The 26,984-nt window shown below is 54.3% G+C and carries 22 protein-coding genes and 1 pseudogene; 5 read left to right on the top strand and 18 right to left on the bottom strand.

The window, feature by feature from the left end:
- Positions 1-61: 61 nt before the first annotated feature.
- From AB0A83_RS10810 to AB0A83_RS10765, 10 genes are all read right to left on the bottom strand, one after another.
- Positions 62-1,510, bottom strand: a complete 1,449-nt coding sequence (locus AB0A83_RS10810; RefSeq protein ID WP_367154114.1) for an efflux transporter outer membrane subunit — start codon at positions 1,508-1,510, stop codon at positions 62-64.
- 50 nt (positions 1,511-1,560) lie between these two features.
- The gene (locus AB0A83_RS10805; RefSeq protein WP_367154112.1) at positions 1,561-2,667 is read right to left on the bottom strand and encodes an ABC transporter permease; all 1,107 of its coding nucleotides are present in this window, start codon (positions 2,665-2,667) and stop codon (positions 1,561-1,563) included.
- Between the two features lie 2 nt (positions 2,668-2,669).
- Positions 2,670-3,800 (bottom strand): ABC transporter permease, encoded by a 1,131-nt coding sequence (locus AB0A83_RS10800; RefSeq protein WP_367154110.1) that lies wholly within the window; start codon positions 3,798-3,800, stop codon positions 2,670-2,672.
- Complete coding sequence (locus AB0A83_RS10795; RefSeq protein ID WP_150048274.1) at positions 3,797-5,530, bottom strand: ATP-binding cassette domain-containing protein; 1,734 nt, start codon at positions 5,528-5,530, stop codon at positions 3,797-3,799. The genes AB0A83_RS10800 and AB0A83_RS10795 overlap by 4 nt, the downstream gene beginning before the upstream one ends.
- On the bottom strand, positions 5,527-6,531 hold the full coding sequence (hlyD, locus tag AB0A83_RS10790) for a secretion protein HlyD (protein ID WP_367154107.1): 1,005 nt from the start codon (positions 6,529-6,531) through the stop codon (positions 5,527-5,529). Before hlyD ends, AB0A83_RS10795 begins: the two co-directional genes overlap by 4 nt.
- 96 nt (positions 6,532-6,627) lie before the next feature.
- Entirely contained in the window at positions 6,628-9,732 is a 3,105-nt protein-coding gene (locus AB0A83_RS10785) for an efflux RND transporter permease subunit (RefSeq protein ID WP_367154105.1), read from the bottom strand.
- Between the two features lie 140 nt (positions 9,733-9,872).
- Positions 9,873-11,000 (bottom strand): efflux RND transporter periplasmic adaptor subunit, encoded by a 1,128-nt coding sequence (locus AB0A83_RS10780; RefSeq protein WP_367154103.1) that lies wholly within the window; start codon positions 10,998-11,000, stop codon positions 9,873-9,875.
- On the bottom strand, positions 10,997-12,463 hold the full coding sequence (locus AB0A83_RS10775; protein WP_367154102.1) for an efflux transporter outer membrane subunit: 1,467 nt from the start codon (positions 12,461-12,463) through the stop codon (positions 10,997-10,999). Before AB0A83_RS10775 ends, AB0A83_RS10780 begins: the two co-directional genes overlap by 4 nt.
- Positions 12,460-13,113, bottom strand: a complete 654-nt coding sequence (locus AB0A83_RS10770; protein WP_367154101.1) for a TetR/AcrR family transcriptional regulator — start codon at positions 13,111-13,113, stop codon at positions 12,460-12,462. Before AB0A83_RS10770 ends, AB0A83_RS10775 begins: the two co-directional genes overlap by 4 nt.
- Positions 13,114-13,352: 239 nt before the next feature.
- Entirely contained in the window at positions 13,353-14,075 is a 723-nt protein-coding gene (locus tag AB0A83_RS10765) for a VacJ family lipoprotein (protein WP_367154100.1), read from the bottom strand.
- A gap of 59 nt (positions 14,076-14,134) precedes the next feature.
- On the opposite strand from AB0A83_RS10765, the gene AB0A83_RS10760 reads away from it, so the two are divergent.
- Positions 14,135-15,055, top strand: coding sequence for a TetR/AcrR family transcriptional regulator (locus tag AB0A83_RS10760; RefSeq protein ID WP_367154099.1), 921 nt, complete (start codon positions 14,135-14,137; stop codon positions 15,053-15,055).
- 156 nt (positions 15,056-15,211) lie between these two features.
- Here AB0A83_RS10760 and AB0A83_RS10755 read toward each other — a convergent pair whose 3' ends face one another.
- Positions 15,212-16,804, bottom strand: a complete 1,593-nt coding sequence (locus AB0A83_RS10755) for a phosphatidylserine/phosphatidylglycerophosphate/cardiolipin synthase family protein (protein WP_150048262.1) — start codon at positions 16,802-16,804, stop codon at positions 15,212-15,214.
- Positions 16,805-17,056: 252 nt separating this feature from the next.
- On the opposite strand from AB0A83_RS10755, the gene AB0A83_RS10750 reads away from it, so the two are divergent.
- Both AB0A83_RS10750 and AB0A83_RS10745 read left to right on the top strand, forming a co-directional pair.
- Positions 17,057-17,317, top strand: coding sequence for a hypothetical protein (locus tag AB0A83_RS10750; RefSeq protein ID WP_150048261.1), 261 nt, complete (start codon positions 17,057-17,059; stop codon positions 17,315-17,317).
- Between the two features lie 127 nt (positions 17,318-17,444).
- Positions 17,445-17,852, top strand: coding sequence for a bacteriohemerythrin (locus tag AB0A83_RS10745; protein ID WP_367154098.1), 408 nt, complete (start codon positions 17,445-17,447; stop codon positions 17,850-17,852).
- Between the two features lie 38 nt (positions 17,853-17,890).
- Here AB0A83_RS10745 and tgt read toward each other — a convergent pair whose 3' ends face one another.
- On the bottom strand, positions 17,891-19,000 hold the full coding sequence (tgt, locus tag AB0A83_RS10740) for a tRNA guanosine(34) transglycosylase Tgt (RefSeq protein WP_150048259.1): 1,110 nt from the start codon (positions 18,998-19,000) through the stop codon (positions 17,891-17,893).
- A 164-nt stretch (positions 19,001-19,164) separates the two neighbouring features.
- Between tgt and AB0A83_RS10735 the strand changes: the two genes are divergently transcribed.
- Positions 19,165-20,979, top strand: a complete 1,815-nt coding sequence (locus tag AB0A83_RS10735) for a putative bifunctional diguanylate cyclase/phosphodiesterase (RefSeq protein ID WP_367154096.1) — start codon at positions 19,165-19,167, stop codon at positions 20,977-20,979.
- Here AB0A83_RS10735 and AB0A83_RS10730 read toward each other — a convergent pair.
- Entirely contained in the window at positions 20,966-21,478 is a 513-nt protein-coding gene (locus tag AB0A83_RS10730; RefSeq protein ID WP_232056623.1) for a hypothetical protein, read from the bottom strand. The two genes, AB0A83_RS10735 and AB0A83_RS10730, sit on opposite strands and share 14 nt — an antisense overlap.
- 290 nt (positions 21,479-21,768) lie before the next feature.
- On the opposite strand from AB0A83_RS10730, the gene AB0A83_RS10725 reads away from it, so the two are divergent.
- A complete protein-coding gene (locus AB0A83_RS10725; protein ID WP_150048258.1) occupies positions 21,769-22,026 on the top strand; it encodes a group II intron maturase-specific domain-containing protein in 258 nt (85 codons plus the stop codon).
- A 410-nt stretch (positions 22,027-22,436) separates the two neighbouring features.
- On the opposite strand, the gene AB0A83_RS10720 is transcribed toward AB0A83_RS10725, so the two are convergent.
- The 5 genes and pseudogenes from AB0A83_RS10720 to AB0A83_RS10700 form a co-directional block, all read right to left on the bottom strand.
- Positions 22,437-22,967, bottom strand: a complete 531-nt coding sequence (locus tag AB0A83_RS10720; RefSeq protein WP_367154095.1) for a transposase — start codon at positions 22,965-22,967, stop codon at positions 22,437-22,439.
- Positions 22,968-23,252: 285 nt separating this feature from the next.
- Positions 23,253-23,678 carry a hypothetical protein gene (locus AB0A83_RS10715; RefSeq protein ID WP_367154094.1) on the bottom strand — a complete coding sequence of 142 codons (426 nt, stop codon included), beginning with the start codon at positions 23,676-23,678 and terminating at the stop codon, positions 23,253-23,255.
- 574 nt (positions 23,679-24,252) lie between these two features.
- Positions 24,253-24,891, bottom strand: a complete 639-nt coding sequence (locus tag AB0A83_RS10710; RefSeq protein WP_367154093.1) for a hypothetical protein — start codon at positions 24,889-24,891, stop codon at positions 24,253-24,255.
- 782 nt (positions 24,892-25,673) lie between these two features.
- Complete coding sequence (locus AB0A83_RS10705) at positions 25,674-26,126, bottom strand: hypothetical protein (protein ID WP_367154092.1); 453 nt, start codon at positions 26,124-26,126, stop codon at positions 25,674-25,676.
- Positions 26,123-26,821: pseudogene (locus AB0A83_RS10700) on the bottom strand (RHS repeat-associated core domain-containing protein); the annotation flags it as partial. The pseudogene AB0A83_RS10700 and the gene AB0A83_RS10705, both read right to left, overlap by 4 nt.
- Positions 26,822-26,984 lie beyond the last annotated feature (163 nt).

Raw genomic sequence — 26,984 nt, 5'->3', positions numbered from 1 at the left:
TTTAGCCGATATTCGCCGCCCGACACTTTAGTGCCGAAATTGGACGTGCCAAAACTATCGGTTACTTTGTTTCAAAAGGTTGAGCACTGTCCGTTTCCCAGCCGCCGCCCAGCGCTTTATAGAGGGCAACCAGATTCAAGCTGACTGTACGTTCACTGCGTACCTGTTCATCTTGGGACAAATACAACGCGCGTTGTGCGTCGAGTAAATCCGGATAACCAGACCAGCCCTTGGCATAGCGTTGGTTGGCGAGCTCGACAGCCCTTTGGTTTGCGCTGACTTCTTGTTGCAGCAAGCGGTAGTGCTCTTGCTCTTTTGCATAGGCTAGCAGGGCGTTCTCAACCTCTTCAAAGGCAGTGAGGACGATTTTTCGGTAATTCAGCAATGCCTGGTCTTGCGCCTCCGATTGAGCGCTGAGATTGGCGAGTACTCGGCCGGCATCGAAAATCCGCCATTGCACAGTTGGACCGATAGACCAGGTGCGGCTAGCGGGCAGGAAAAAGTCGCTGACGCTGACGCTGGTGGCACCTACCGATCCGGTGAGAGAAAACTTCGGGAACAGCTCGGCTTTGACTTGGCCTATGCGGGCCGTCTCGGCGGCCAGCAAGCGTTCGGCCTGCAAGATGTCGGGGCGGCGCAGCAGCAGGTCCGACGGCAGCCCGACCGGCACCTGGGGCGGCGCTGCCGGAATAGCCGCCGTTACGCCCAGCTCCGCACTCAAGGCAGCGGGATTTTGCCCCAGCAGCACGCCCAGGCGGTGAATCGACGATTGCAGCGAGGTCTCGAGCGCCGGCGCTTGCGATTGTATGTTCGCCAGCAGCGCCAGCGCCCGTTGTAATTCCAATTCCGCCGCCGATCCGTGATTCACGCGGCTGCGGATAATCTTGACCGTTTCTTGCTGTGCGTTAATCCGGTCTTGCAGTATCGCCAGCTGCCGCTGTGCGCCCCGAGTTAGCGTGTAATAGCGCGCCACCTCGGATAGCAAGCTGACCAGCACGTCGCGGCGGCCGTATTCCATCGCGCTCAACTCGGCCGTTGCCGCTTCGATTGCCCGGCGTTTGCCGCCGAACAGATCGATTTCCCACGCAGCGTCGAAGCCGGCTTTGTAAACATCGTTTTCAAACGGGATGTTGGAGGATGTAGGCAGCGATCCCAGAATAGGCTGATTTTCGCTTTGTTTTTGCCGGGCATAGGCGCCGGACGCGCTCAGCGTCGGCCATAAGTCCGCCTCGGCAAAGCCTTGCTGCGCCCGGGCCTGACGGACGCGGGATTCGGCGATGCGTAGGTCGAGGTTGGCCGTAACCGCACGCTCGATCAGGGCGTTTAATTCGGCATCGCCAAACAGCTTCCACCAGTCGCCCGGCCTATCGTTTTGGCTGGCGATTTCCTTGGAAAGCTGGCCGCTCCATTGTGCGGGTGCATTGGAATCCGGAGGCCGGTAATCCGGACCAACGATACATCCGCCGGCCAGAAGCATGAACAATGCGGGAGTCGCGGCTTTTATTTTCATAGGCGTATTGGTCTTGAAGTCTTAATTGAGTAGCCGACGGTTTTCAACATTCAAGCCAAGCGGCGGCGGAATAAGTAATTGGCCGCACTCAAGGTCACGATGGCGATAATCACCAGTGGATAGATGTTGGGCAACAGCGCCATAGGGCCTATGTCCTTGAGGAAAACGCCCTTTACGATGACGATAAAATGGAGCAGCGGATTGATCCAGTCCAGGATTTGCAGCCAGCCCGGCATGTTGTCGACCGGCGAGGCGTATCCCGATAGCAGGATGGCCGGCATCACAAAGCAAAACAACCCCAGAAATGCTTGTTGTTGCGTCGCGCAAACCGATGAAATCAACAGCCCGAATCCGGACAGCGCCAGACAATAAAAAATCATGCAGCCGTAAAGGAGCAACAACGATCCGGCAAACGGCACGCGGTAGACGAAAATGGCGGCCAGCAAAATAATGGTTCCCTGCATCACCCCCACCAATACGGCCGGAATAATTTTGCCGATCATGATCATGGCGGGCGTCAACGGCGAGACCAGCAATTGATCGAGCGTGCCTTGTTCGCGTTCGCGGGCGACCGAAAGCGCGGTGACGATGAGTGCGTTGATCGAGGTGATGAGGGCGATCAGGCTGGGCAGGATGTGCCGGAGATAATCCAGATTGGGATTGAACCAATGCCGGACAACCAAGCTTGACGGTGGGTATTTTTGCGCGGTTGCAAACCGTTCATTGCTGTAGTCGTTGACGATTTGTTGCAGGTAGCCCAGAGCGATTTGGCCGCTGTTGGAGCGGCGGCCGTCGAGTATGGCCTGAATCCGCGGTGTGCGGCCTGCGGCGAGGGCGCGCGAAAAATCCTGGGGAAAACGGATCACGATCAGCGCTGTCTGGTTGTCAATGGCATTGCGCACCTCGGTTTCGCTGTAAAGCGTGATTAGTTCGCTAAAGGCCCGGGCCTGCGAGAAACGCTGCATTAATTCCGCGGACTCGCGGCCGGAATCTTCGTTAAAGATGGCCAGCGTGTTGTTTTTGACTTCCAACGTCGCCGCAAACGGGAACAGCGCCAGTTGCAGAAATACCGGCACTATCAACACCATGCGGCTTTGCCGCTCTTGCAGCAGCATTTCGAGTTCTTTGACGACCAGCGTCAGGATACGTGCAAACATGATTACTCCAAACGGCGATGGGTTTTTAGCGCCGTCAAGCCGATGAAAAAGCTGCCGGCAAACACCAGAAACAGTCCGCTGTCCAATAAAACCGGCGCCACGTTGCCGGCTTGGAAAAGCGTTTGCATGGCGTTTACAAAATAGCGGGCCGGGATCAGATAGGTGGCGGCCTGAATAACGGCGGGCATGCTGCGGATTTCGAACAGGAAACCCGACAGCATCATGGCGGGCAGGAAGGCGGCATTGAGGGCGGCTTGGGCGGCGGCGAACTGGTTGCGCAGCACGGTGGAGAGCAACAGCCCCAAGCCAAGGCTGCTGGCCAGAAACAGCGAACCTATCGCCCACAAGATCAGCAGCGAACCGCGAAACGGCACGTGCATCATTAAGGCCGCAACCCCGACGCACAAGAACAGCGAGACGATGCCCAGCAGGTAATAAGGCAGCAATTTGCTTAACAGCAATTCGGTACGGGTAACCGGCGTGGACAGCAGCGCCTCCATTGTGCCGCGTTCCCACTCGCGCGCCACCACCAGCGCGGTCAATAGCGAGCCGATCACGGTCATGATGATGGTAATCGATCCCGGAATCAGGTAGTTCCGGCTGTCGGCGGAGGGGTTAAACCAAAAGCGCGGTTCGATGCTGATAGCGGCAGGCGGCGTTTCGCCGCGTTCGCCGGCGCGTTGCCGCAGCCAACCGCTCCAGGCGCCGGTTACATAGTTTTGCACGAAGTTGGCGGTGTTGGGTTCCGTGCCGTCCGTTATTGCCAGCAGCGGCGCGGTGCCGGCCGGCTGCTTGAGTTTTTCGGCAAAATCCGCCGGCACCACCACAAAGCCGCGGATCCGGCCTTCTATCAACGCCTGCTCAACCTCGGCCTGAGTTTCGGCGGCGTGTACGACAAAATAAGCGGAGCCGTAAAGATTGTCGGCAAAGCGCCTCGCTTCCGGGCTGGTGTCTTCCAGCACCAAGCCGATATGTACGGAGGTGGAATCGAGGTTGATGCCGTAACCGAAGATAAACATCATCACCACCGGCAGAACGAAGGCGATGAGGTTGCTGCTGGGATCGCGCAGGATTTGCCAGGTTTCCTTTCGGCAAAGGGCGCGCAGCCGGCGAAAGGACACGGGCGATTTCATATCGGGACCTCCGCGGCATGTTGTTGCACCAGCGCAATAAACGCGTCTTCCATCGACGGATCGGGATTGTGCGGCGACGCGATTTGTGTCTTGAGTTGATCGGGGGAGCCGGCCGCGATGACTTTGCCGCGATACACCAAGGCGATGCGGTCGCAATATTCGGCTTCGTCCATGAAATGCGTCGTCACCATGACGGTGACGCCTTTTTCGACGATGCCGTTGATATGGGTCCAAAACTCGCGGCGGGTTACCGGGTCGACGCCGGAAGTGGGTTCGTCCAGAAACAGAATCGCCGGCTGATGCATGACGGCGCAGGCCAACGCCAAGCGCTGTTTGAATCCGAGCGGCAGGGTATCGGGAGTCGTGCCAAGGTATGGTTGTAGCTTGAATACTTCGATCATTTTCGCTACGGCGGTTTTTTGCCCGGTACCGCGTAAACCATATACGCCGGAGAAGAACTTCAGGTTCTGTTCGATGGTGAGATTGCCGTATAGCGAAAATTTCTGCGCCATGTAACCCAGGCGTTGCCGGGCTTCGCTGCCGCTGGTTTTGAGATCGATGCCCATGACGCGCGCCGTCCCGGAGGTAGGCGTCAGTAGTCCGCACATCATGCGAAAGGTCGTCGATTTGCCGGCGCCGTTAGGACCGAGCAGACCGAAGATTTCCCCGCGTTTGACGGCGAAATTGACCTGGTCGGTCGCGATAAAGTCGCCGAAACGTTTGCTTAGCGCTACCGCTTCCACCACCGTATCGGCATCGCCGAGCAGCGGCTGCAGGCTTTGTGCCAGCACTGAATCGCCGCCGGGGCCGCCGCCCAAGGCCTCGATAAACGCATCCTCGAAGCGCGGCGCGACGGTTACAAGTTCCGCCGCGTCGCCGGCATCGAGTTCATCGAGGGGAGGACGGCCCGCGCCGCCGCGTAGCACTAGCCGAACGGCGTGACCTTGAATGACGCCATCCGAAACTTCGGGCCGGCGCAACGCTCTAGCCAGCAATTGCCGGCGATTGCCGCTCAGCCGTCTGATTTGCAGGCTGCGATCGTGAATACGCTGGGTCAGATCCGCCGGCTTGCCGGAGAAGATCAATTGTCCGTCGTTCATCAACAGCACTTCCGCGCACAATTCCGCTTCGTCCAGATACGCGGTGCTCCAGACTACCGCCATGCCCTGAGCGATCAGTTCATGCACCATTTTCCACAATTCGCGCCGCGAAATCGGATCGACGCCCACGCTGGGCTCGTCCAGCAGCAGCAACCTGGGACGGCCCAACAGCGCGCAGGCCAGGCCGAGTTTTTGTTTCATGCCGCCGGACAGGTTTCCCGCCAATCGGTTGGTGAAGCGGGCCAGATCGGTAAATGCCAGCAGACGCTTGAAGGTGGCGACGCGCTCGTCACCTATTAGCGCCCGCAGATCGGCGTGGAGTTCGAGGTTTTCGAGCACCGACAAATCTTCGTAGAGGCCGAATTTTTGCGGCATGTAGCCGATGAAGGCACGTAGTTTGTCCGCATCGCGAATCGGGTCGCAATGGTCTATGCAAATAGTGCCGGACGTCGGTGCCAGCAATCCGGCCATCAGCCGGATGAGCGTGGTCTTGCCGGCTCCGTCAGGCCCGACCAAGCCGGTAATTTGGCCGGGCCTGATGACGGCCGAGACGCAGTCCAACGCCGGTTTGGCCGCAAGCGGGAAGTTTTTCCGGACAGAATCGAGCGTTACCAGCGCATCGCCCGTCATGGAATTACCGTGCCTGCCGCACTTTCATCGAGCGTGACGGTTACCGGCATGCCCTGGCGCAGCCCGTCGTCGGGATTTTCCACGACGATGCGCAAGCGGTAGACCAGCGAGGTGCGCAATTCCTCGGTTTCCACGGTCTTGGGGGTAAATTCGGCACGAGGGGAAATGTAACCTATCCGGCCCTTATAGTGCTTGTCGGCCGAGGAATCGCTACGGATTTCGGCCTGCATGCCCGGATGGATGCGCCCCAGGTCGGGCTCATGGATATAGGCGCGTACCCAAACCGGATTTAGCAGGGACAGCGTGAAAACCGGCGTGCCTGCTTGCAAGATGGCGCCGGCCTCTTGTGCCCGGGTGAGAATCACGCCGTCGGCCGGTGCGGTTAATACCGTATCGTTCAATTGCAGTCCGGCAGTTGCCAATGCCGCTTCGGTTTGAGCCAGATCGGCTTTGGCTTGGCTAATATCCTCGCTGCGAAACCCGGCTTCCAGGAGTGCCAAATTGTCGCGCGCGGATTTGAGCCTCGCCTGGGCCTCTCTATGGTTGGCTTCCGCATTGTCGCGCTCTTGGGCCGAGACGCCTTTGTCGGCCAGCAAGTCCTCGGCCCGCTGGAACAAACGCTCGGCATTGACGGCGGTGGCTTCGCGCTCGCGGACCAGCGAGCGGGCCTGGGCAATTTCCTGCGGCCGATTGCCGGTTTCCCGCAGCTTCAGACGCGCCCGCAACGAGTCAACCTGAGCCTGAACGCTGGCGGCCTGAAGGCGATAAGGCTCGTCGTCCAGCCTGGCCAGCACTGCGCCGGCTTCGACTTTATCCCCCTCGTCATAGTGCAGTTGCGCCAACTTGCCGGAAACGCGAAAACCCAGGGTGACTTCGCGTATGTCGACATTGCCGTACAGTGTCGGCAAGGTGTTATTTTCGCCTCGATACGTGCGATAAACCCAGACTGTACTACCCGCAATGGCGAATAAAACGATGACGAAAGATAGGGTCTTTTTCACTAGGATGCCTCATCAATGATAGGTACATGCGAGAGGGTTACGCTGTTGTCCGCAATGCTTGACCGGATCGGTGCAGTACAATTTAGCGGCATTGTTCTACTCGCCCAAACTGTAATTCAACCCGGCTTCACCCATGCCACGCCGAACCGAAGCAAAAAGACGGCGGGCGACACTCAACAGGTCGTCGATCGCGGTGTAGGCCACCGGAATTACCACCAGACTCAGCGCGGTCGATGTCAGCAAGCCGCCGATCACGGTAATCGCCATCGGTGCCCGGAAACTCGGGTCCGCGCCCAGGCCGAGCGCGATCGGCAGCATGCCGGCGCCCATCGCGATGGTCGTCATCAGGATCGGTTGCACCCGCTTGCGGCAACTGTCGATCACCGCGTCCAGCCGGCTCAGACCGTGCTCGCGGCGGGCAATCATCGCGTATTCGACCAGCAGGATCGAGTTTTTGGTGACGACGCCCATCAGCATCAACAGTCCGATCACACTCGGCATCGCGAAGCTGCCGCCGGTCATCAGCAAGGCCAGAAAAGCCCCGCCCAGCGATAAGGGCAGCGCGCCGAGAATGGTCACCGGCTGACTGAAGTCGCCAAACAACAATACCAGCACCACATAAATGCACAACACGCCAATGGCCATCGCCCCGCCGAAACTGCCGAACAACTCGTTCATCCGTTGCGCATCGCCCGATTCTATCGTGCGCACGCCGGCCGGCAGATTTTGCAGCGTCGGCAATTGCATGGCCTCGGCCAACACGTCGCCGACCGCCCGCTCGCCCAACTCGATGTCGAACGTGGTATTGCGCATCCGGTCCAGCCGGTCGATTTGCTGCAAGCCGCCGGCCAGGCGAATGTCGGCCAGGGTGGCCAAACTGACGCTGCCGCCGCGTCCGGCCACCCGCAGTTGGCCGATTTCGTCCAAGCTGTGGCGCACGGTTTCGGCCAGCCGCACCCGAATCGGAATTTGCCGTTGCGGCAGATTCAGTTTGGCCATCACGTTGGAGTAATCGCCGTAACTGGCGACCCTCACCACGTCGGCCAAGGCCTCGACCGTGACACCCAATTCGGCGGCCTTGCCGAAATCCGGAGTGATTTGAATCTCCGGGCGTTGCAGGCTGGCGCTGGAGGTAATGTTCCCGAGACCGCGCAGTTGCCGCAACTCAAGCTCGACCGCATCGGCGGCCCGGCGCAAGGCTTGCGGATCGTCGCTGGCCAGCGTCAGTTGCAATTTCTCGCCGCTGCCGCCGGCACCGACGGCCACCCGCACGCCGGGCAGATCGGCCAGTTTCTCGCGAATCGCCGCCTCGACCGCCGCTTGTTTATACGGGCGTTCGGCGCGGTCGCGCAGACTCAAGGTCAAGGTGGCCTTGCGCACTTCGTAGTTGGTGGTCGCGGCATCCGCGCCGCCGCCACCGCTACTGGAGACGCCGGCCGCGGTGAACACCTGGGTGACGTCGGGCAATTCGCGCAAGCGGCGTTCGGCCTCGACGGCGACACGGCGGGTTTGCGCCAGCGAACTGCCCGGCGGCAATTCCAACGAAACCTTGGTCTGACTGTTATCCGCCGCCGGCACGAAGCCCTTGGGTAGCAAGGGCATCAAGCTCAAAGAACCCACCACGAACACCACCACGCCGACGCCGACCGTCATTCGATGGCTCAGACACCACTCGACCGCCCGCAGATAAATGCGCATCACCGGGCTGTCGCCGCTATCGCGTTCCGGATGCGGCTTCAGCAGATAGGCCGCCATCATCGGCGTCAGCAAGCGCGCCACCAACAACGATGCCAGTACCGCGGCGGTGGCGGTCATGCCGAATTGGCGAAAGAATTTGCCCGGTATGCCGCCCATGAATGCGGTCGGCAAGAACACCGCGACCAAGGTAAACGTGGTGGCGATCACCGCGAAGCCGATTTCGTCGGCGGCGTCCATCGCCGCTTGCAATGGCGTCTTGCCCATCCGCAAGTGGCGGACGATGTTTTCGATTTCGACGATGGCGTCGTCCACCAAAATCCCCACCACCAAGGCCAGGGCCAACAGCGACAGAATGTTCAGGCTGAAGCCGAAATACCACATCGCCGCGAAGGTCGGCAAAATCGACAAGGGCAAGGCGACCGCCGCGACCAGCGTCGCCCGCCAATCCCGCAAAAACCACCAGACCACAATGACAGCCAGGAAGGCGCCTTCGTAGAGCAAATGCATGGAGCCGGTAAAGTTGTCTTCGACCGGCTGCACGGTGTCGAAGGCCTCGCGGATTTGCACTTGCGGATGCGCGGCGGCAAACTCGGCCAGCGCCGCGCGCACCGCTTCCGCCACGGTGACTTCGCTGGTGCCTTTGTTGCGGACGATGTCGAAGCCAACCACCGGCTTGCCGTCCAAGGTCGCGTAGGTGGAACGCTCGGCGATGGTATCGCTGATGTCGGCGATTTGGTCCAGTTTGATGTGGCTGCCGTTGGCCAGCGGAATGTCCAGGTTGCGCAGCTCGCCGGCCGTCGCCACCCGGCCCAGGGTGCGCACCGCTTGCACGCCGCCGCCGATGTCGCCGCGGCCGCCGGATGCGTCCTGCTGTACTTTTTTCAGTTGCGTCGCTACTTCGCTGACCAGCGCGCCCAAGCCCGCCATCCGCACCGGGTCCAGGTCAACGTGCACCTCGCGATCGACGCCGCCGGTGCGGGTCACCTTGCCGACGCCGGTCACCGCCAACAAGCGCTTGCTGACGTCGTTATCAACGAACCACGACAAGGCCGCTTCGTCCATGTTTTCGGCGCTGACCACATAGGTCAAAATCGCGCCGCCGGCGGTCGTGGTCTTGGAGACGATGGGCGCCGCCATCGCCGACGGCAATTCCGAGCGGGCGCCGTCAACCGCGTTGCGCACCTGATTCAGCGCCTCTTCGGAGTTTTTATCGATGTTGAACTCGACCTTGATCGAAACCGAACCGTCGGTGATCGTGGTGCGCACGTGCTCGACGCCGCCGATCGCGGCGATCTTGTCTTCGATCTTGCGCGCCACTTCGGTTTCCAACTGCGCCGGCGCCGCGCCTTCCAGAGTAGCGGCGACGGTAATGATGGGCACTTCGATATCCGGGAAGTTTTGCTTGCCCAATTGCTTGAGACCCAAGCCGCCCAGAATCGATAACACCACGAACAACAATATACTGGGCACCGGCGTACGGATGGCCCATGCGGAAAAATTCATGACTTTACTCCCGCGCCCGAAGCCGCTCGATGCGGCGCTTGGGCGCTGATAAATGGTGATGCGTTCGGCATCGTGGTTGAAAAAGCTGCCGTTGGCAGGCGCCCGCCGGCGCTTTAACTGACGGATGGCTTAGAACCGGTTTAGACCTTGGGCGTAACGTTGACGATGTCGCCGTCCTTTAAAAACGCGCCGCCGCCGGCAACCAAATGGGCATCGCCGGCAATCCCCTCGCGGATTTCCACCCAGTCGCCGACCCGGCGGCCGGTCACCACGTTGCGCTGTATCACCGTTTGAGTCCCGGTGGCGACCGAGGATTCGGCGATTTCGAACAAATAATCGCGGCCGTCCCGTAACACCAGCGCGGTCTGCGGCACTACCAAGGCAGCCTGTTCGCCGACGGCGATGCTGCCTTGCAAATACATGCCCGGTTTGGCGGCGGCATTGGGAATATCGACGTAAACCAGCGCGTTGCGGGTAGCGTCGTCCACGGTTGGCGCGGTCATCCGCACAGTGCCGCTCACCCGGCCGCCGTCCGCCAAGCTCAATTCAACGGTTTGGCCGGGCCGAATTTGGGCGAGCTGCTGGGCGTTGACCTCGGCCCGCCACTCAACCCGTCCCTGCCGCACCAGCCGGAACAACTCGGTGCCCGCCGTCACCACATCGCCCATGCCGGCGCCGCGCGCCGAAATCACGCCATCATCCGAGGCAACGATGTGGGTCTGGCGCAAGCGAATCCGCTGGTTTTCCAACTCGGCTTCCGCCAAGGCCAGATCGGCGCGGGCGGTCTGCTCTGCGATCACGTATTCGTCGATTTTCTGCGACGATAGCGCGCCGCTGTCTTGAATTTCGCGGGCGCGGGCGGCGTCGGCGCGGGCCTTGGCCAAATTCGCCCGGCTTTTATCGACGCTGGCTTGTTGCTTGTGCAGTTCGGCAACGACGGTGTCGTCGGCCAACACCGCCAAATCCTGGCCGCGCTTGACCCGGTCGCCAACATCGACCAAGACTTGCTTGATGCGCAAACTGCCGATTTCGGCGCCGATTTTGGCTTCCTGCCAAGCCGCCACCGCGCCGTTGACCTTGATCGTGGTCGGCCAGTCTTGCCGACTGGGCGTCAGCGTTTCGACCGCCAGCACCGCCTTGGATCTGGCGGCGATCGCCGCCGGCGCCGGCGCCGGCGCGCTGGTCAGGGCCGGTAACGCAATGCTCAGTCCGGCCAAGGTCAGGCCGGCAATCCAGGTCGGTAACGAAAATGTTTGATGGATATTCATAGTAACTCCTCGCTCCGGGTCTCGCCCGCGCTCAATTGCGTATCCTGGGCGCGCCAACCGCCGCCCAAAGCCTTGTACAACGCGATCCAATACCGCACGCGATTTTGTTGTTGCGCGATGTAACTGATTTCTTGCGTGATCATTTGCCCGCGCGCATCTTCCAACGACAGCAGGCTCAGCCCGCCGGCCCGCCAATTCAGCTCGGCCGCCCGAAAATACTGGCGGTATTGCTCGGCGCTACGGCCTTCGACGCGTTCCCGTTGCTCGGCGCCGTTCAGATTGACCAAGGCTTGCTCGACTTCCTTGATCGCGGCGCGAATGTCGCTCCGGTAACTGGCCCATGCGCTGGCATAGGCGGCTTCGGCGCTATCGACCTTGGAGCGCAATTCGCCGCCGTCGAAGATCGGCAAGGTCACGGTCGGGCCGATCGACCAGGTGTTGCTGCTCAGGGTCAAGCCGGTAGTTTCGGTTTTGCGCTTGCCGATCGAACCGGTCAGGCTGACGCTGGGATAGCGCTTGGCAACCGCGTTGCCGATGTCGGCGCTGGCCGCCGCCAGCTTGCGCTCGTCGGCTGCCAGATCAGGACGCTGAGTCAACAGATCGGCCGGCACGCTATCCACCCGGAATTGGGTCGGGGTCGGTATGCCGCTGCCTCGATCCAACCAAGCGCGCAACTCGGTCTCGGCCAGGCCGGTCAACGCCACCAAGGCTTTAACCGTGTTGTCGCACTCGACGCGTTGGGCGATCAGACTGGATTCGCTGGCGTGCAGGCTGGCCTCGGCCAAGACCGCGTCGGCCGGCGACGAAAAACCCGCGCCGGCCAGGACGCCGGTCAAGCGCGCGGTATCTTGCTTTGAAGCGATCGCGTTTTGATAGGCCGTCACCGTCAGTTGGCAGGCCCGGTAACCGACGTAATCACTCGCCACTTCCGCCGCCAGACTCACTTTAGCGTTGTGTCGGGTCATTTCGGCCGCATCCAGCCGGGCCTGCTCGGCTTGGCGGCCGAAGGCAAATTTGCCGAACAAATCCAGCTCCCAGCTGGCGTCCAGGCTGCCGGACAGAATTTGGGTAATCCCGCTATTGAAGCTTGACCCGCTAGTGCCGGTGGTTTGCGCGCTGGTTCCGGTAGATGAGCCCCCCTTGGAACGACTGAATGCGCCATTCGCGGTCAAGCTGGGCATGCCGCCGGCTTCGGCACTGGCTAGGTTGGCGCGCGCCGAAGCAATGCTCGCCACCGCTTGATCCAGCGTCGGATTATCCTGTTCGGCGGCCTGTAGCAAGCGGGTCAACACCGGATCGTTGAACTGGCGCCACCAGTCCAGCCGTTCCGCCGCGCCGTCGGCCTCGGTGCGCCGAACTTGCCATTGCGCCGGCGTGTCGACGGCCGGTCGAACGTAATCGGGGAACACGCTGCAGCCGGCCAGCGCGCCGCCGGCCAATATGGTCATGATCGCGGCCTTCATGACGGCCTCCGGCCGGCGATACCGTATAAAAACACCTGCACTACGAATTCGACGTGGGCGCGAGCATCCCAATCTGTTTCCAGAATGCCGAACAAGGCTTTGTTTCGCGGCTCGGCAATCAACATTTCCAAAAACAAGGCCGCCGCCGGCTCGAACTCCGCTGCCGACAACCCGGTATCCCCGGCGTGCCGGTGCAGGTAAGCGGCGATCATCTCTTGAATGCGCTTGGGGCCGGTGTTCTTGATCAGTTCACTCAGTTCCGGAAACCGGCAGGCTTCGGCGACGCCCATTCGGTAAAACGAGATCATGTCGGGCTGCATGACTTTGCCCAGCAGCTTTTCGCCGAGCGCGATCAAGCCGTCGCGGCACGACAGATCCTGTAAATTTTCGATACCTTGCATTTCGGAAATGTCGGTTTCGACCAGCCTATCGACTGACGCCAGCATTAATTCCGCCTTGTTTTTATAGCGTTCGTAAATGGTCCGGGTCGAAACCCCGGCCGCCACCGCGATTTTGGCGATGCTGGCGGCGGCATAGCCCTCGCGCATGAACAACACCAGGGCCTGATCCAGCAAATGATCGTTGCGCTCGGCTTCGGTACCGGCTTTCGGCCGTCCCACCTTGGGTTTGTTAAGCGTTGTCGCTGTCATGGTCTGCTCCGGGAAAATAAAACGTTTCGTTTTTATTATTTCCGAACAAACTCTTTTTGGCAAGTACCGCGGCATAAAAATTTTGATTGGCTGATGGAGCCTTGCCGGTGCCGGGTTGAACGAGGCCAATTCCTTCCCTCAAAACTAGATGGTTTAAAACACGGGACAACCTTAACGTCACTAGAATGCGGACTATGCGCATAGTCCAACCCGGTTTGACCCAGGCCCTTCAAGCACAGTCAGTCCGCGGAACCGTTGAGCTCCAATAACGGCGCTTCCTGAGCATCGCCTATGTCGACTGAATAATTTTTTCGAGAAAAATAGGCATTTTTGAAAAACTCATAACGATCTATTGCCGCTTCGTCGATGATTTTTCCTTTTTCCAAATTGTCGGCACGTTTATCGATGGCGCGAACCGCTCCCGAAACCCCAGATACTGCAAACGACACGCCAAGGTAGGTCGTCGGATTGAACGCGGCATCGCCCGCTAAGCCGCCCAGACCGCGAGTCGAGCTGGGACCGACCAACGGCAACACCAGGTATGAACCGGTGTCCACCCCCCACACCGCGAGTGTTTTATCGAAACTTTCGTCGTGTTTGGGTAAATCCAGCATGGCGCCTACATCAATGAAGCCGCCCAAGCCGGCGGTCGTGTTGAGCAGGAATCTGGCGCTATCCTCACCCGATTGAGAAAAATTGCCTTGCAAGGCATCGTTGGCGATCACGCCGATTTCGCCGATATTGCTAAAGAAATTACTAATCCCTTGATCGGCGAAATCCGGCATCAGCCACTTGTAGCCCTCCGCCACCGGTTTCATCACATAATCATCCAGACCGTCGTTAAACGACTGAACTTTTCTGTTGTAGTTTTCGTACTGGTCTCTAGGGTCCGTTGTCGGCGTTGAAGCGCAAGCGGATAGCAGAGCCAGCGCGCCGACCGCGCAAATTGTTTCAGTTCTCATACGATGCATGGTAATTAATCCTCATGGGACGGGTTGGGTAAAAAGCAAAAGTGGCCTCATTGTCCGTACTCGCAAAAACCATCGACGCGTTCGCGGATGTTGCGAAGCGCGACTCAAGGCTTTTAGCCAGGCATATCCCGGCGCGACGCAAATATCTCGGCTCGATTGAAATCAGAATTCCAAATCTTGCACGTCGGATTATTGAAGGGTCGCGCCTTTCAATAACTAAACTATACGGTATGGTTAATATTAGATTTGACAGATTCCCTTTGTCAAGCAAAAATGAACTCATCGGTTTAGTTAAGGAGCCCACATTGAGAAAAAAAAGCCCGGAACGTCGTCAGACTATTTTGGATGCGGCAAAGATTACATTTGAGAAATTAGGTTTCGAACGCGCGACGATGTCGGATATCGCAACGTTGGCTGGTGTGTCCAAAGCCACTTTATATAGCTATTTCAGCGCCAAGAATGAGTTGTTCCTGGCATTGGTGGAGTCCTCCGCCGACCACCACAAGGGAATGTTGCAGAAGATATGCGAGGGCGAATCGCCATACGTTTACAACGATGAATTGCGTTTGACGGTTGCATTGCTCCAACCCTCCGAGGACATCGCCACAACGCTAAAGGCAGTAGGTGAACGCGTGCTGAGCACGTTCTTCACGCCACAAAAATTAGCGGTAAGACGCATGATTATTGCCGCGTCGGGTAGTGGGGAGATCGGTAAGCTTTTTTTCGAGCGCGGCCCGGCATTGGGCATGAAATATCTGGAAGATTATTTTGCCGCCGCCATCGAAGCCGGCCGGTTGCGTTCGGCGGACCCGCGGATTGCAGCGATGCATTTTCGCGGCTTATTGGAGTCGGAAGTATACGAACCTTGGTTGCTGAACATCTTGCATGAACTCCCGCCTGATTTGATTCACGACGTGGTCGCTCGTGCCGTCGACGTGTTCATGAGGGCATACGGGCCGAATGGCAACTGAGCGACAGGAAGCAATGACCGGCCTGGGATGAAAGCAGTGTTTTTATCGCAACAGGTGCCGGTTCGGAATAACCTGGACATTCGTTGCTGCCAGATGCAAGACCGGCTCTAGCTCCGACTTTCAAGTACCAAATTGTCGAGCTCGGCGCCGGCCGGTTTAGAAAAAGACTCTGAATAACCGTTGAATTTGCTCGAATTCGTATAAATACGGTTTAGCAACGTCGTGATTGGCTGCGATGACTATCAAATCGTGCGAGAACACCGAGGTGTTGTACCAATTGAAGCTGCCTTCTATGACGATGTAGTCGTCGATGACGCAGTATTTCGAATGGATGGGTGAGTAGGGTACCGGAAGGTCGTCTCGCCCGTACACCAAGCCAACTCTGATTCCGGCCCATTTCAGGCGCTGCACCGCAGGCAGCAACGGCCGGTTTTGTTCTTCGTGCATCGGTCGTTCCACACCGACCCGACCTTGTCTGGCCAGATGCCCGTTGAACAGAATTTGTACGTCGACGCCGCGTTGTTTGGCTTGAACGAGGGCGTTGATCACGCTGTCGTTGTGGTCGCCCAACAAATCGCCAATCAGAAACAAGCAGATTTTGATCGAATGCCGAGCCCGGTGAATTTCCGCCAAAATGGCGTGATGCGGCCTATACAGCTTGCCGTTGGCCATCGTCTGCCGGCCGAAGGTATACAGCAAATTGAACGGCGCCAGAGGATCGATGCCGTATTTCTGGATAACCCCGCCGCGCTGGCTTTGAAAAATGTTGTCCAGCAAACGGCATACACCCTTGGAGTGAAACGTCATGCCGGATTCCCAGTTGGCCCACCAACGATCGAAGGTGATGTTGAACGAACCCAGGATGCAGTCTTCATCGTTGAAAATGACGAATTTGGTATGCATGTCGGGTTCGACTTCGATCAGGTGATGTTTGGGCGTGCAAAACACCCCGACCAATTCTACGCCGGAACGCTTCAAATTGGCGTAAGTCGGGCTGTTGGTCAAGGTCATCTTGCGCCAATCCACCACGCATTGAACCCATACGCCTTGGTGACTGGCGTGTACCAAATGATTGACGAAGTCGTTGTCGTCTATGCAATCCACACTGACTTTAATCGTGCACAAACGATTCGGATTGTCGCGCTTGGCGATAATGACTTTATCGATATGATCGTGGATGAAGCGTTTGGGATGATAAGGGTGGTATTGCTGACCCTTGGTAAATTTCGGAATCAGATGCAAGGATTCGAAATGATGATTGTACCAATCCACGTCCGCTTGCAACTGTCCGGCGTCCAGTTCGTAGGTGCGGTAATGGTTGACGGTTGCGTGCTCGTCGCTAATGGTGCGTTGCTGATGTAAGCCGTCTTGCAGTTGGTACCAATCCATGAATATGTATTCGTTGCGCGACGGAATTGAACGCTCGCCCAGATGCACGACAAACGCAAATTTAATGCAATTAATTTTTCCGAACTGATTGGAATAGGGGTGTACGAAAAAATCCCGGCTAGCCCGTTTGTGGCGGTCCCAATGCACGTCGAAAGCATCGGTATCGACGACAAAGGTTTCGCAAATCGACTCGCGGTATACCCGCAAAATGATTTTCAGATTGGCGGACATGCCGTAATGCATGTCGAATTCTATTCGCCCCCAGCGCAGGCTGAACGTATCTTTAAAATCGTTAACCCGCTGAAAGAAACCTCCCAGCTTTCCAAACACCGGTTTTGCGTATTGTTCTGCTACTGGCATAGTGCGATCCAAACTCAAGCTAAGCGGAATTATGCACCAAATAGGCTTTCGTATCAGAACTGCCGTTTAGAGAACGGCATTTTTTTATCTGTCAATCGTCCGGAGCAAGGAAATGCACAAAAATCTTATTGACTTCATTCACGAAACTGATAATTTTAAACCGTTATTTTTTTTCAAATAACAGGTCCGGATAGCGGCTTTTACCGTGCTAATGGACTGGCCAAACATCTCTCTCGTAGATAGGAGGTTTTTATGAATAAAATAACCCCTCACTTGATCAGAGACTTAGATTCCACCTTGCCTGCAGGCACCGAATGCTATCTATGTTCTACTGTACGTAGGGCCTTGGCTAAACACCGTAATGGCAAAGAACCGATGGCTTATATTCCCAAAGACCAAGCGATCTCCATATTGGCTTCCCGCTTGGGCCGCGGCCTTGAAAGGTTTCTAACAAAAGACGTACGGGCGATGTTGCCTCACTCACAACTGTTCAATCCCGAAAAACTGGCTTGATCGAAGTTTATTTAACATTGCTGAACACTTAATCCAGATACCGATAATCCCCCTTTTTAGGGGGATTTCTTTGTGGGCGTATAATTTGCTTACCGGAGTTCGGCGTCATTCACTTACCGCAAACCTTATGTCCTTAATCCAGCAAAACAGCATTCCATTAACCGGCCAAGCCTTAATCGATACCGACCATGGCGAGTTCATCGCGCTGGTCAATCAATTGGATAGCGCGAGTAACGCCGAATTTCCGGCCTTGTTCAAGCAGCTCTACCAACATACCGAACGGCATTTCGACAGCGAAAACCGTTTGATGGAAGAGTCCGGTTTTCCGGCGGAAAGCGAACACAAAGGCGAGCATCAACGGGTACTGTCGGAATTCAAACAATTTCAAACCCGAATCGACAAAGGCTTGATTCCGTTCGGACGGGCCTTCGTCAAAGAGCGATTGCCGCAGTGGTTTGCCTTACACGTTGCCACCATGGACGCGGCCTTGGCCGCACATGTGAAATTGAATTCGGCGGCGCTGAAGCTTGATTGATTTTACCGAAACGAATGAATTGGCCGTTCCGCCGCGGCTCAACACCAAGCCGAAATACCGCGTAATTCGTAAAACTCTTTAACGAAATCGTCGAAGCGGTGCGACTCTATCGCATCGCGCATACCTTGCATCAATTCCAGATAATAATGCAGATTGTGGATGGTATTGAGCCGCGATCCCAGCATTTCCTTGCATTTGTCCAGATGTTTAAGATAAGCCCGCGAATAGTTTCGGCAGGTATAGCAACTGCAATGTTCGTCTAAGGGCCGAGTATCGAATTGGTATTGGCTGTTGCGAATTTTGATTACCCCGTAGCGGGTGAATAAATGGCCGTTACGAGCATTACGAGTCGGCATGACGCAATCGAACATGTCGACCCCGCGCCTGACCGCCTCCACTAAGTCTTCCGGAGTACCCACCCCCATCAAATAGCGCGGTTTGTCATGCGGCATGTTCGGCATTAATCCGTCCAGGGTGGCGAGCATTTCATGCTTGGGTTCGCCAACCGACAAGCCGCCAATTGCATAGCCGTCGAAACCGATGTCGGTCAATCCGCGAATGGACTCGTCGCGTAACTCCGGATACATCCCACCTTGTACGATACCGAATAACGCAGAATCGTTGCCGTCGTGAGCCAGTTTGCTGCGTTCGGCCCAACGCAAAGACAAGCGCATGGAGTCGGCTGCTTGCTGAAAGGTGGCGGGGTAGGGGGTGCATTCATCGAATATCATCACGATGTCCGACCCCAAATCCCGCTGCACCTGCATGGATTCTTCCGGGCCCATGAAGATTTTGCCGCCGTCTATCGGCGATTTGAACATTACGCCTTGCTCCGAAATTTTCCGCAAATCCCCCAAACTGAAGACTTGAAATCCGCCGGAGTCGGTCAAAATCGGTTTCTGCCAGCGCATAAAATCGTGTAAGTCGCCGTGCGCTTTCACGACCTGCATGCCCGGGCGCAACATCAAATGAAAAGTGTTGCCGAGAATAATTTGCGCGCCGAGCGCGTCCAGGTCTTCCGGCGTCAGCGATTTAACCGTCCCGTAAGTGCCTACCGGCATGAAGATCGGCGTTTCGACGATCCCGCGAGAGAAGGTCAGTTGGCCGCGGCGAGCTTTTCCATCGCGGCTTTTAAGGGTGAATTCCATGAAGTTACCGTTGAATGTTAACTGACGAATTATCCGAATTTTTGCCCTATCATGCCAGCTCGCTAAAACGGATCGGCGAGTCGTTTCTCGCCAACGCGTTGTCATAAGCTTGTTACATTGGCGAGACATCATAGAAACAGGTTATTGGTTGGTGTTAGCTCAGCATGATGTTACTTCCGGAAGGCTCATTCGATTTCGCATTGCAGGATGTTTTAAACAGGAACGATCACTTTCAATCGATAACGGAAGGCGATGCCTGCGTCGGCAAAGTCGCGAGCTTGCTTCTGTATGTAGAGCCTGTCATGGCCGATAGCGGCTGTCTGCAGGTCTTGCAACGTTTCGTATCCGACGAAACCTTGCAGGCGGTCGCGATAGTCGACGACAAGCACAATGCGGTCGGCATTATCGATAGAGGTAAAATTTCCGACATCTTCTTACGGCCGTTTTCTCGCGATCTCTTGGGCAAAAAAGCGATTAGCGAGATTATGGATAAGCAACCCATCGTAGTCGACATAAAAACCGGCATCGACGACGTGGCGCGCATCATCATCGATTCCGGCGTTCGCCACATGGTAAACGGATTCATTATCCACGACCGTGGCGTTTATGTCGGCATGGCTACCGGCCTGTCTCTGCTCAAGGAAATAACCCACCGCAAACAGCGCGAACTGTTCATCATGGCGCATTACGATCTGTTGACCGGACTGCCTAATCGCTTGTTGTTCAAGGACCGTTTGCTGCAGGCTTGTCAAAATGCCAAACGGCTGGGCCATTTACTGGCGCTGATCTTCGTAGACGTCGACCGTTTCAAAGCCATCAACGACTCGATGGGACATGCGTTCGGCGACAAATTGCTGCAAAACATCGCCTCCCGGCTGGCCGCTAGCGTCCGGCAAAGCGATACCGTCGCCCGTTTGGGCGGCGATGAATTCGTGATCGTCCTGCAAAACGTCAAATCCTCTCAAGACGTATGCGGCATAGTCGGCGATATTGCCGAACAACTCCGTCAACCTATCCCGATTTACGAACGCGAAATTCACGTCACGACCAGCATGGGAATCGCCTTGTACCAGGATTATCAAGACAGCGCGGAGGAATTGGTACGCAAGGCTGACATTGCCATGTACGAAGTCAAGCAACGCGGCAGAAACGGTTACCTACTGTACGCGCCGGATATGGAACAACAAGACGACATCCGCATGTCGTTGGAAACGCAGCTGCGCATGGCGATAGACGGTGGAGAGCTGTCGCTGTACTATCAACCGCAAGTCGATCTCAAACAAAATTGCATGATAGGCGTAGAAGCCTTGTTGCGATGGAATCATCCGAATTTAGGCAGCATTTCGCCAGCGGTTTTCATACCGATTGCGGAAGAGACCGGCTTGATCATTCCGATAGGCGAATGGGCGTTAAAACAAGCGGTACAGCAGCATTTGGAATGGATTGCACAAGGCCTGCCGCCGCTGAGAGTGGCGGTCAACATTTCCGCCGTGCAATTTCAAGCCGATGGTTTTGCCGATAAAGTACGACGAATCGTTGCCGATAGCGGAATCGATCCGGCCTATTTGGAACTGGAGCTTACCGAAAGCGGGGTAATGAGCAGGGCGGAGCTGGCCATCAAGACTTTAACCGATCTGCGGGCGCTCGGGGTAAAGCTGGCAATCGACGATTTCGGCACCGGCTATTCCAGCTTGAGTTATTTGCGTCGGTTCCCTATCGATAGAATTAAGATCGACCAATCCTTCGTGCGCGACATTCACAACACGCCCGCCAATGAAGCCATAGTGAAAGCCATAATCGCCTTGGGCGACAGCTTGGGCTTGGAAATGCTGGCGGAGGGCGTCGAAAACCAGCAAGAATTAGCTTGGATCATGTCCCACCACTGCCGGGAAGCTCAAGGTTATCACTTTGCAAAAGCGCTATCGCCCGCAGATCTGCGTAGTTGGTATGCGCAATCGATAGTAATCAAATGTCCATAAACAGCATGGGCAAGCCGTAAGTCATCACGAAATAGCCAAATGCGGTAATCACGCTGGTACCGGTGCGGTAACCGAAAAATTGCCTGAAAATATAACTGACGATGGCGATGTACCAAGCCACTAGCGCTATCCCAAAGCCGATCGATACCTCTTCGCGATAGGATTGATGGGTCATGACCATCCAAAGATCCAACATTTCCGCGCCTATCGCCAAGGTCATGATGAAATTCTCGCAAACAAAAATCGACGTGAACAAATGACAGTAGTACTGCCATTTTTTCATCAGGACCAGCAACGTCGCGATGGTCGAAAAAGCCATTACCGTTCGTAACAACACCTCCAAGGTACCGTCTGCCGGATCGGCGATCAAACTTTCCACGATAATGCCGGATAGCAAATAAAAAGCGACGACTTTCCACATAAAACTGCGGGTTGGCGTTAAATGCGCCGGATTATTCAGAAACCAGCAGCTGGACAAGTATTGCAACAACAATGTCATAACTGAAACTAACGAAGTTAACCGAGCCGATTATTATATCCTTAGATTGTGTGCTGTTTTGCATGACCGTGTAGGCAAGCCAAACCGGCACGGTTAACCGGCGTTATCAATACGACGCGGCCCGGCTGCAGAGCACTAACCTGTCGGGTACGCTGATCTTCACAACGCCTTGGATTAGCGGGTGGCCAAATTGACGGTCAGAAGCGTTGCAACGGCAGGACCGTCTTGATCTTGAGTTGAACAAGACCAAAACCCGTATTGTGGATGTCAAATAAGAAAGTTTTAATTTCTTGGGTTTTGCCATCGGAGTAAGCAAGGGATTGAAGTCGGGCAAAAGTTATACGCATGTCTGCCCGGCACCGAAATCGCTTGCGAAAATCAAAGACCGTATAACGCAGTTGACCGCACGCAAACGTACGGCGATACCATTGGAAGATATTGTAGGCAGTATGAATACCAGCCTTCGCGGTTGGTCAGGCTACTTTCACTATCGCAATTCCAATGGTGTACTGGGAAAAGCCCGCGTAGGTGCGATTAGCCTTGCGTAATCGCACGAATGTTTCGACATCCATTCCTCCGATTACGCGTTCGCTAATCGGAGCTCTAAATCGGGCGGCACAAAATTAGCGGCCAACCAGTTCCGTGATTACTCAAAAAAGTCATGGTAGGCGCGTTGCACCCACTGCCGGCCTTTCGTTTGCCGAGGCTATTCAATAGTTTCTTCGCAACCGTCATTTCGCATTCACTATCCTGTTGAGTCGACCGCAGGCATCGAAATCGTTTGCCTATTAAATTACCAAGCCTTTTATGTAACCCAACTAGCGTTTTTTAGTTTTTTGCTTTCGAATAACGTAATTGCCTGGCGACTTCTTCCGGTTCAAGCAAACCATCCAAGGGTAACGGGGCGATTTCCCGAAATAGGTTTAATTGGTGATCCGAAATATTCATATTAATCGGCTCACCGTTCGTAACGTTCCATTTCCGAATCGTTACCGCCTACCCAATCCTGACAATAAAAGCCTTGTTTTACATAACGGTGGAAGCTGGAATAAGGCCAGTCGCTTACCTTGGTTACCCAACCGTGTTTCACCGGATTGAAATGTAAATAATCCATATGGCGTTCATAATCGCGTTCGTCGCGAATGCAATGCTCCCAATACCGCCTTTGCCAAATTCCACGCTCGCCTCTTTTTACCCTGACTTGGGAACGTCGTTCACTAACCGGTAACCCTTTAGAGAACAGCGTTTTAATCATTTTCCAGCGACCTGAGAAATCCTCATCCCCTTCGGGTAAAGTCCAGATGGTATGCATATGCTCCGGCAGTACCACCCAAGCATCAATGTAAAACGGCTTTGCCGTTTTGCAATGCCGCACCGATTCCCGCAACAAATCGATCCGGTCAACCAATAATGTATTCTTCCGTTCTAGCAAATTCACCGTAAAAAAATAACAACCGCCCGGCACCCGATAACGTCGATAATTCGGCATAGATTATTATGTCTTTCGTAGGGCGGAAAAGCGATAGCGCATTCCGCCAAATCACCCCTGCCAAACCCAAACCACCGGCAACCGGAAAAATTCAACCTAAAATTCACGGCAAAACGCTCCGAAATGTCGGATTTCGCTGTGCTCATCCAACCTACGGGTCTGCAATAAGCGAATGGCTCCGCGAATCACCGGCAATATCTCAATCATCCGCCGCCGGTCGCAGGCGATCGGCAATCCCAGTGCCACCATACGGCGGAACCGCGATGCGTTCCGCCTTACGGCCTTTCACCAAGCTTCTGACGTAAAATAAATCACGTCATTAATTTTTGCTATCAACTCTAATGAATCTTTAGTAGTTTCATTTGAAAATTCAGGTAGAGCATTGTTTGCAATATCCCACCATTGAACACCTTTGCATTTACTAGGAAATCTTTTATTTGGTACTTGGATTTTTGTAAATTTCCTATTTTCAATAATCTTGATATATGTTTCGTCAGAAATTTTTGCTTTCATGCAATAGATATAGTCCGCTCCTGTTTCAATTTTATATTCCAGTAAAGTTTTTTTTTCATGGCTAGATAGTTCAAACCAACTATTATCAATCTTGTTCCAAATAAAAAAAATCAGCAAAAACAATAACGGTATTACAAAAATACTGCTAGTAATATGTCTGTTTAAATAGCTAAAAATATTGTAAACAATCAATAACATTTTGCTTATTTTGGATATTAAATGCTAAAGCTAACCGGCTAAAGCCGGTGGTTTTAACCTTTCTTCGGACTAATAAAGCCCGCGTAGGTACGATTAGCTTTGCGTAATCGTACGAATGTTTGGATTTTCATTCCTCCGATTACGCGTTCGCTAATCGAAGCGTGTATTATCCAACCGTGCTTTTCAAAGGATAATACATCATGAAAACACACCTGAGGGGCTCCTCGGGTTTGGGTCACTGGATGCCGCATCGGAGCTTGGATTTCTAAATCCCTCGCGTAGACCATTGCAGCAGTGACCCGCCCTCGATCAACGATCGAACAGTCTCTTCGGCCCGGTTTCCGGCAGCCAGTTCGTAGCTCCGATTAGCAAAGCGTAATCGGAGGAACGGAAGTTGAAACATTCGTGCGATTACTCGAAGCTAATCGCACCTACGCGGGCTCATCCAACCTACGGGTCTGCAATAAGCGAATGGCTCCGCGAATCACCGGCAATATCTCAATCATCCGCCGCCGGTCGTAGGCGATCGGCAATCCCAGTGCCACCATACGGTGGAACCGCGATGCGTTCCGCCTTACGGCCTTACGGCCCTTATTTCTTTTGTTATTTTCTCTAAGAATGGATTAGCAAAACCTTCAAAATAATCCGGTTGTCGTATCAAAAAATTCTTTGTAAATTCGTACGCTTCCTGTTTCTTCTCCAGCAAATATAAACATGCTGCAAATCTTTCAGGATATCCACCAAGCGTTTCAATATTCTCTTGAAGTAATGGTAACAGAGCCTCGTAATTTGCAATGGAGCATGCATAACTCAATCCCACAGTAGAATAAAGCTCAGCTAAGCGTTTACACTCCGATTCAATAAAATTTTGGCTTTGCTGCGAGTTAAAAGCAAATGCTCTCTCACCAGGAGTTATTGCTTCTAATGAACCTAAATTCACTGAATAAGTGGCAATACTACGGTCATATTTAACAGGATATTTTCCAACTTTAAGCGCAAATAGCTTCTCAATGGGAATTACGTGTAAGCCAACAAACGGAATAATCTCAACACGATCGGGATATACGGCAGTATTCAGGCCAATCCAACAAAGGAATCCATCATGAATTAACCAATCAACACATTCTTTACGAAATCGCTTAAAGCCTCGAAGCTCAAGGGCATCGAAACATTTAAGGCGAATCATTTTTTTAAGTTGTAAATTACTGGACATTAGATAGCCTATTTAAAATTACAAGGTCGATCAATATCGCAAGATCGTAGGATAGCCCGCGTAGGTACGATTAGCTTTGCGTAATCGTACGAATGTTTGGATTTTCATTCCTCCGATTACGCGTTCGCTAATCGAAGCGTGTATTATCCAACCGTGCTTTTCAAAGGATAATACATCATGAAAACACACCTGAGGGGCTCCTCGGGTTTGGGTCACTGGATGCCGCATCGGAGCTTGGATTTCTAAATCCCTCGCGTAGACCATTGCAGCAGTGACCCGCCCTCGATCAACGATCGAACAGTCTCTTCGGCCCGGTTTCCGGCAGCCAGTTTGTAGCTCCGATTAGCAAAGCGTAATCGGAGGAACGGAAGTTGAAACATTCGTGCGATTACTCGAAGCTAATCGCACCTACGCGGGCTAGCAAATTCACCGTAAAAAATAACAACCGCCCGGCAGCCGATAACGTCGATAATTCGGCATAGATTGTTATGTCTTTCGTAGGGCGGAAAAGCGATAGCGCATTCCGCCAAATCACCCCAGCCAAACCCAAACCAACGGCAACCGGAAAAATTCAACCTAAAATTCACGGCAAAACGCTCCGAAATGTCGGATTTCGCTGTACTCATCCAACCTACGGGTCTGCAATGAGCGAATGGCACCGCGAATCACCGGCAATATCTCAATCATCCGCCGCCGGTCGTAGGCGATCGGCAATCCCAGTGCCACCATACGGCGGAACCGCGATGCGTTCCGCCTTACGGCCTTAGATTATGAAGTAATTTTCACCACTCTCCATTTTTCACAACCTGTTTGATTTCAAATTTTTCCTGAATCATCTTCATCTCATCACTCGCTTCGAATTTCCTGCAAATCTCACACATGGTCGACTCAGACAGCGGATAAATTCGAATTTCCACATGATCTTCATTTTTTAAATTTCCATTATCCACAAACAGCCAGGCAATTTTTTGCGCTTTATCAGCAAAGTTAATTGAAATTCTTGATTCATCAGGCGTCGGAATTCTATAGTTTCTCGATTGAATGAGGTGTTCGCGTAAGGCAAATTTTTCGACTAATGAAACGACGTCATATCGTGTTTCTTTAGTCGTATAAACTTCAAAGCTGAAAGCAGGTGGCCTGGAATCGGATTTACAACCCACCACAATCAACACATAAAACACCCCTATTATTAAACGAAGGCTCATAATAATGTTGGTTACCCATACGTATGTCATTGCGTTAACTCATCAATATAAGTTTCCACTTCATCATATTTAACATTGATGTAAGTATTCACTGGCAACACAACCCCAAATAGAAAGGCCCCTATTGCATTGTTTAAACCAGGGGCAAAGCCATTGCCCGTTCCCCGTACATCTACGCTTACATCGCCATTTGCCGCTGTCGATGTAGTGCCGACGACTTGCCCATCAAAAATATGGCCGGGTAAGGTTGCATTTACCCAAGTTGTGCCGTTAAAGGTATGCTCAATCGGGTTGTTGCCGAGCAAGTCGATATGTCCTTGAGGCGGAGCCTCATTAAAAGGCACAGAAAAATAGTTTGAAATATTAGCAACCATTGAAGCAGAACAGTTATTGCAATAAGTGTATTTATAATCATACTCATGAGGACCAGGCGGGTCTATCACGTTCCATACACTTTTAGCAGTATTATCCAAATACCCACCAATAGTCCCATACAGCTCATTACGCGCGTTGACATAGCTTGTAGCCTGAGTATCGACAAAAGTCATTACTGATTTGGCCAACAATCCACTAGGATCATTAAAGTTAACCGGGTTGTTGTGGACGTAGCTATAGGGGTTAATGCCGTCTGTAAAGCCCAGCGGGTCTCTTTGGGTGAAGCGGGTCTGGTTCGGGTCGTAATAGCGGGCCCGGTAGTTCGTAGCTCCGATTAGCAAAGCGTAATCGGAGGAACGGAAGTTGAAACATTCGTGCGATTACTCGAAGCTAATCGCACCTACGCGGGCTAGCAAATTCACCGTAAAAAATAACAACCGCCCGGCACCCGATAACGTCGATAATTCGGCATAGATTGTTATGTCTTTCGTAGGGCGGAAAAGCGATAGCGCA

The sequence above is a fragment of the Methylomonas sp. HYX-M1 genome (assembly GCF_040741385.1).
Lineage (GTDB): Bacteria > Pseudomonadota > Gammaproteobacteria > Methylococcales > Methylomonadaceae > Methylomonas > Methylomonas rhizoryzae.
The sequence above is the reverse complement of the archived record's forward strand: the minus strand, read 5'-3'. Positions and strand labels throughout refer to the sequence as shown.

Excerpts from the sequence above, each read along its gene's own strand:
- AB0A83_RS10705 (WP_367154092.1), bottom strand. The coding sequence starts at position 26,126 with ATGACATACGTATGGGTAACCAACATTATTATGAGCCTTCGTTTAATA.
- AB0A83_RS10775 (WP_367154102.1), bottom strand. The coding sequence starts at position 12,463 with ATGAAGGCCGCGATCATGACCATATTGGCCGGCGGCGCGCTGGCCGGC.
- AB0A83_RS10720 (WP_367154095.1), bottom strand. The coding sequence starts at position 22,967 with ATGCCGAATTATCGACGTTATCGGGTGCCGGGCGGTTGTTATTTTTTT.
- AB0A83_RS10730 (WP_232056623.1), bottom strand. The coding sequence starts at position 21,478 with ATGACATTGTTGTTGCAATACTTGTCCAGCTGCTGGTTTCTGAATAAT.
- AB0A83_RS10805 (WP_367154112.1), bottom strand. The coding sequence starts at position 2,667 with ATGTTTGCACGTATCCTGACGCTGGTCGTCAAAGAACTCGAAATGCTG.
- AB0A83_RS10795 (WP_150048274.1), bottom strand. The coding sequence starts at position 5,530 with ATGACGGGCGATGCGCTGGTAACGCTCGATTCTGTCCGGAAAAACTTC.
- tgt (WP_150048259.1), bottom strand. The coding sequence starts at position 19,000 with ATGGAATTCACCCTTAAAAGCCGCGATGGAAAAGCTCGCCGCGGCCAA.
- AB0A83_RS10745 (WP_367154098.1), top strand. The coding sequence starts at position 17,445 with ATGTCCTTAATCCAGCAAAACAGCATTCCATTAACCGGCCAAGCCTTA.
- AB0A83_RS10785 (WP_367154105.1), bottom strand. The coding sequence starts at position 9,732 with ATGAATTTTTCCGCATGGGCCATCCGTACGCCGGTGCCCAGTATATTG.
- AB0A83_RS10780 (WP_367154103.1), bottom strand. The coding sequence starts at position 11,000 with ATGAATATCCATCAAACATTTTCGTTACCGACCTGGATTGCCGGCCTG.
- AB0A83_RS10735 (WP_367154096.1), top strand. The coding sequence starts at position 19,165 with ATGATGTTACTTCCGGAAGGCTCATTCGATTTCGCATTGCAGGATGTT.
- AB0A83_RS10750 (WP_150048261.1), top strand. The coding sequence starts at position 17,057 with ATGAATAAAATAACCCCTCACTTGATCAGAGACTTAGATTCCACCTTG.
- AB0A83_RS10800 (WP_367154110.1), bottom strand. The coding sequence starts at position 3,800 with ATGAAATCGCCCGTGTCCTTTCGCCGGCTGCGCGCCCTTTGCCGAAAG.
- AB0A83_RS10710 (WP_367154093.1), bottom strand. The coding sequence starts at position 24,891 with ATGTCCAGTAATTTACAACTTAAAAAAATGATTCGCCTTAAATGTTTC.
- AB0A83_RS10755 (WP_150048262.1), bottom strand. The coding sequence starts at position 16,804 with ATGCCAGTAGCAGAACAATACGCAAAACCGGTGTTTGGAAAGCTGGGA.
- AB0A83_RS10715 (WP_367154094.1), bottom strand. The coding sequence starts at position 23,678 with ATGTTATTGATTGTTTACAATATTTTTAGCTATTTAAACAGACATATT.
- AB0A83_RS10770 (WP_367154101.1), bottom strand. The coding sequence starts at position 13,113 with ATGACAGCGACAACGCTTAACAAACCCAAGGTGGGACGGCCGAAAGCC.
- AB0A83_RS10765 (WP_367154100.1), bottom strand. The coding sequence starts at position 14,075 with ATGAGAACTGAAACAATTTGCGCGGTCGGCGCGCTGGCTCTGCTATCC.
- AB0A83_RS10810 (WP_367154114.1), bottom strand. The coding sequence starts at position 1,510 with ATGAAAATAAAAGCCGCGACTCCCGCATTGTTCATGCTTCTGGCCGGC.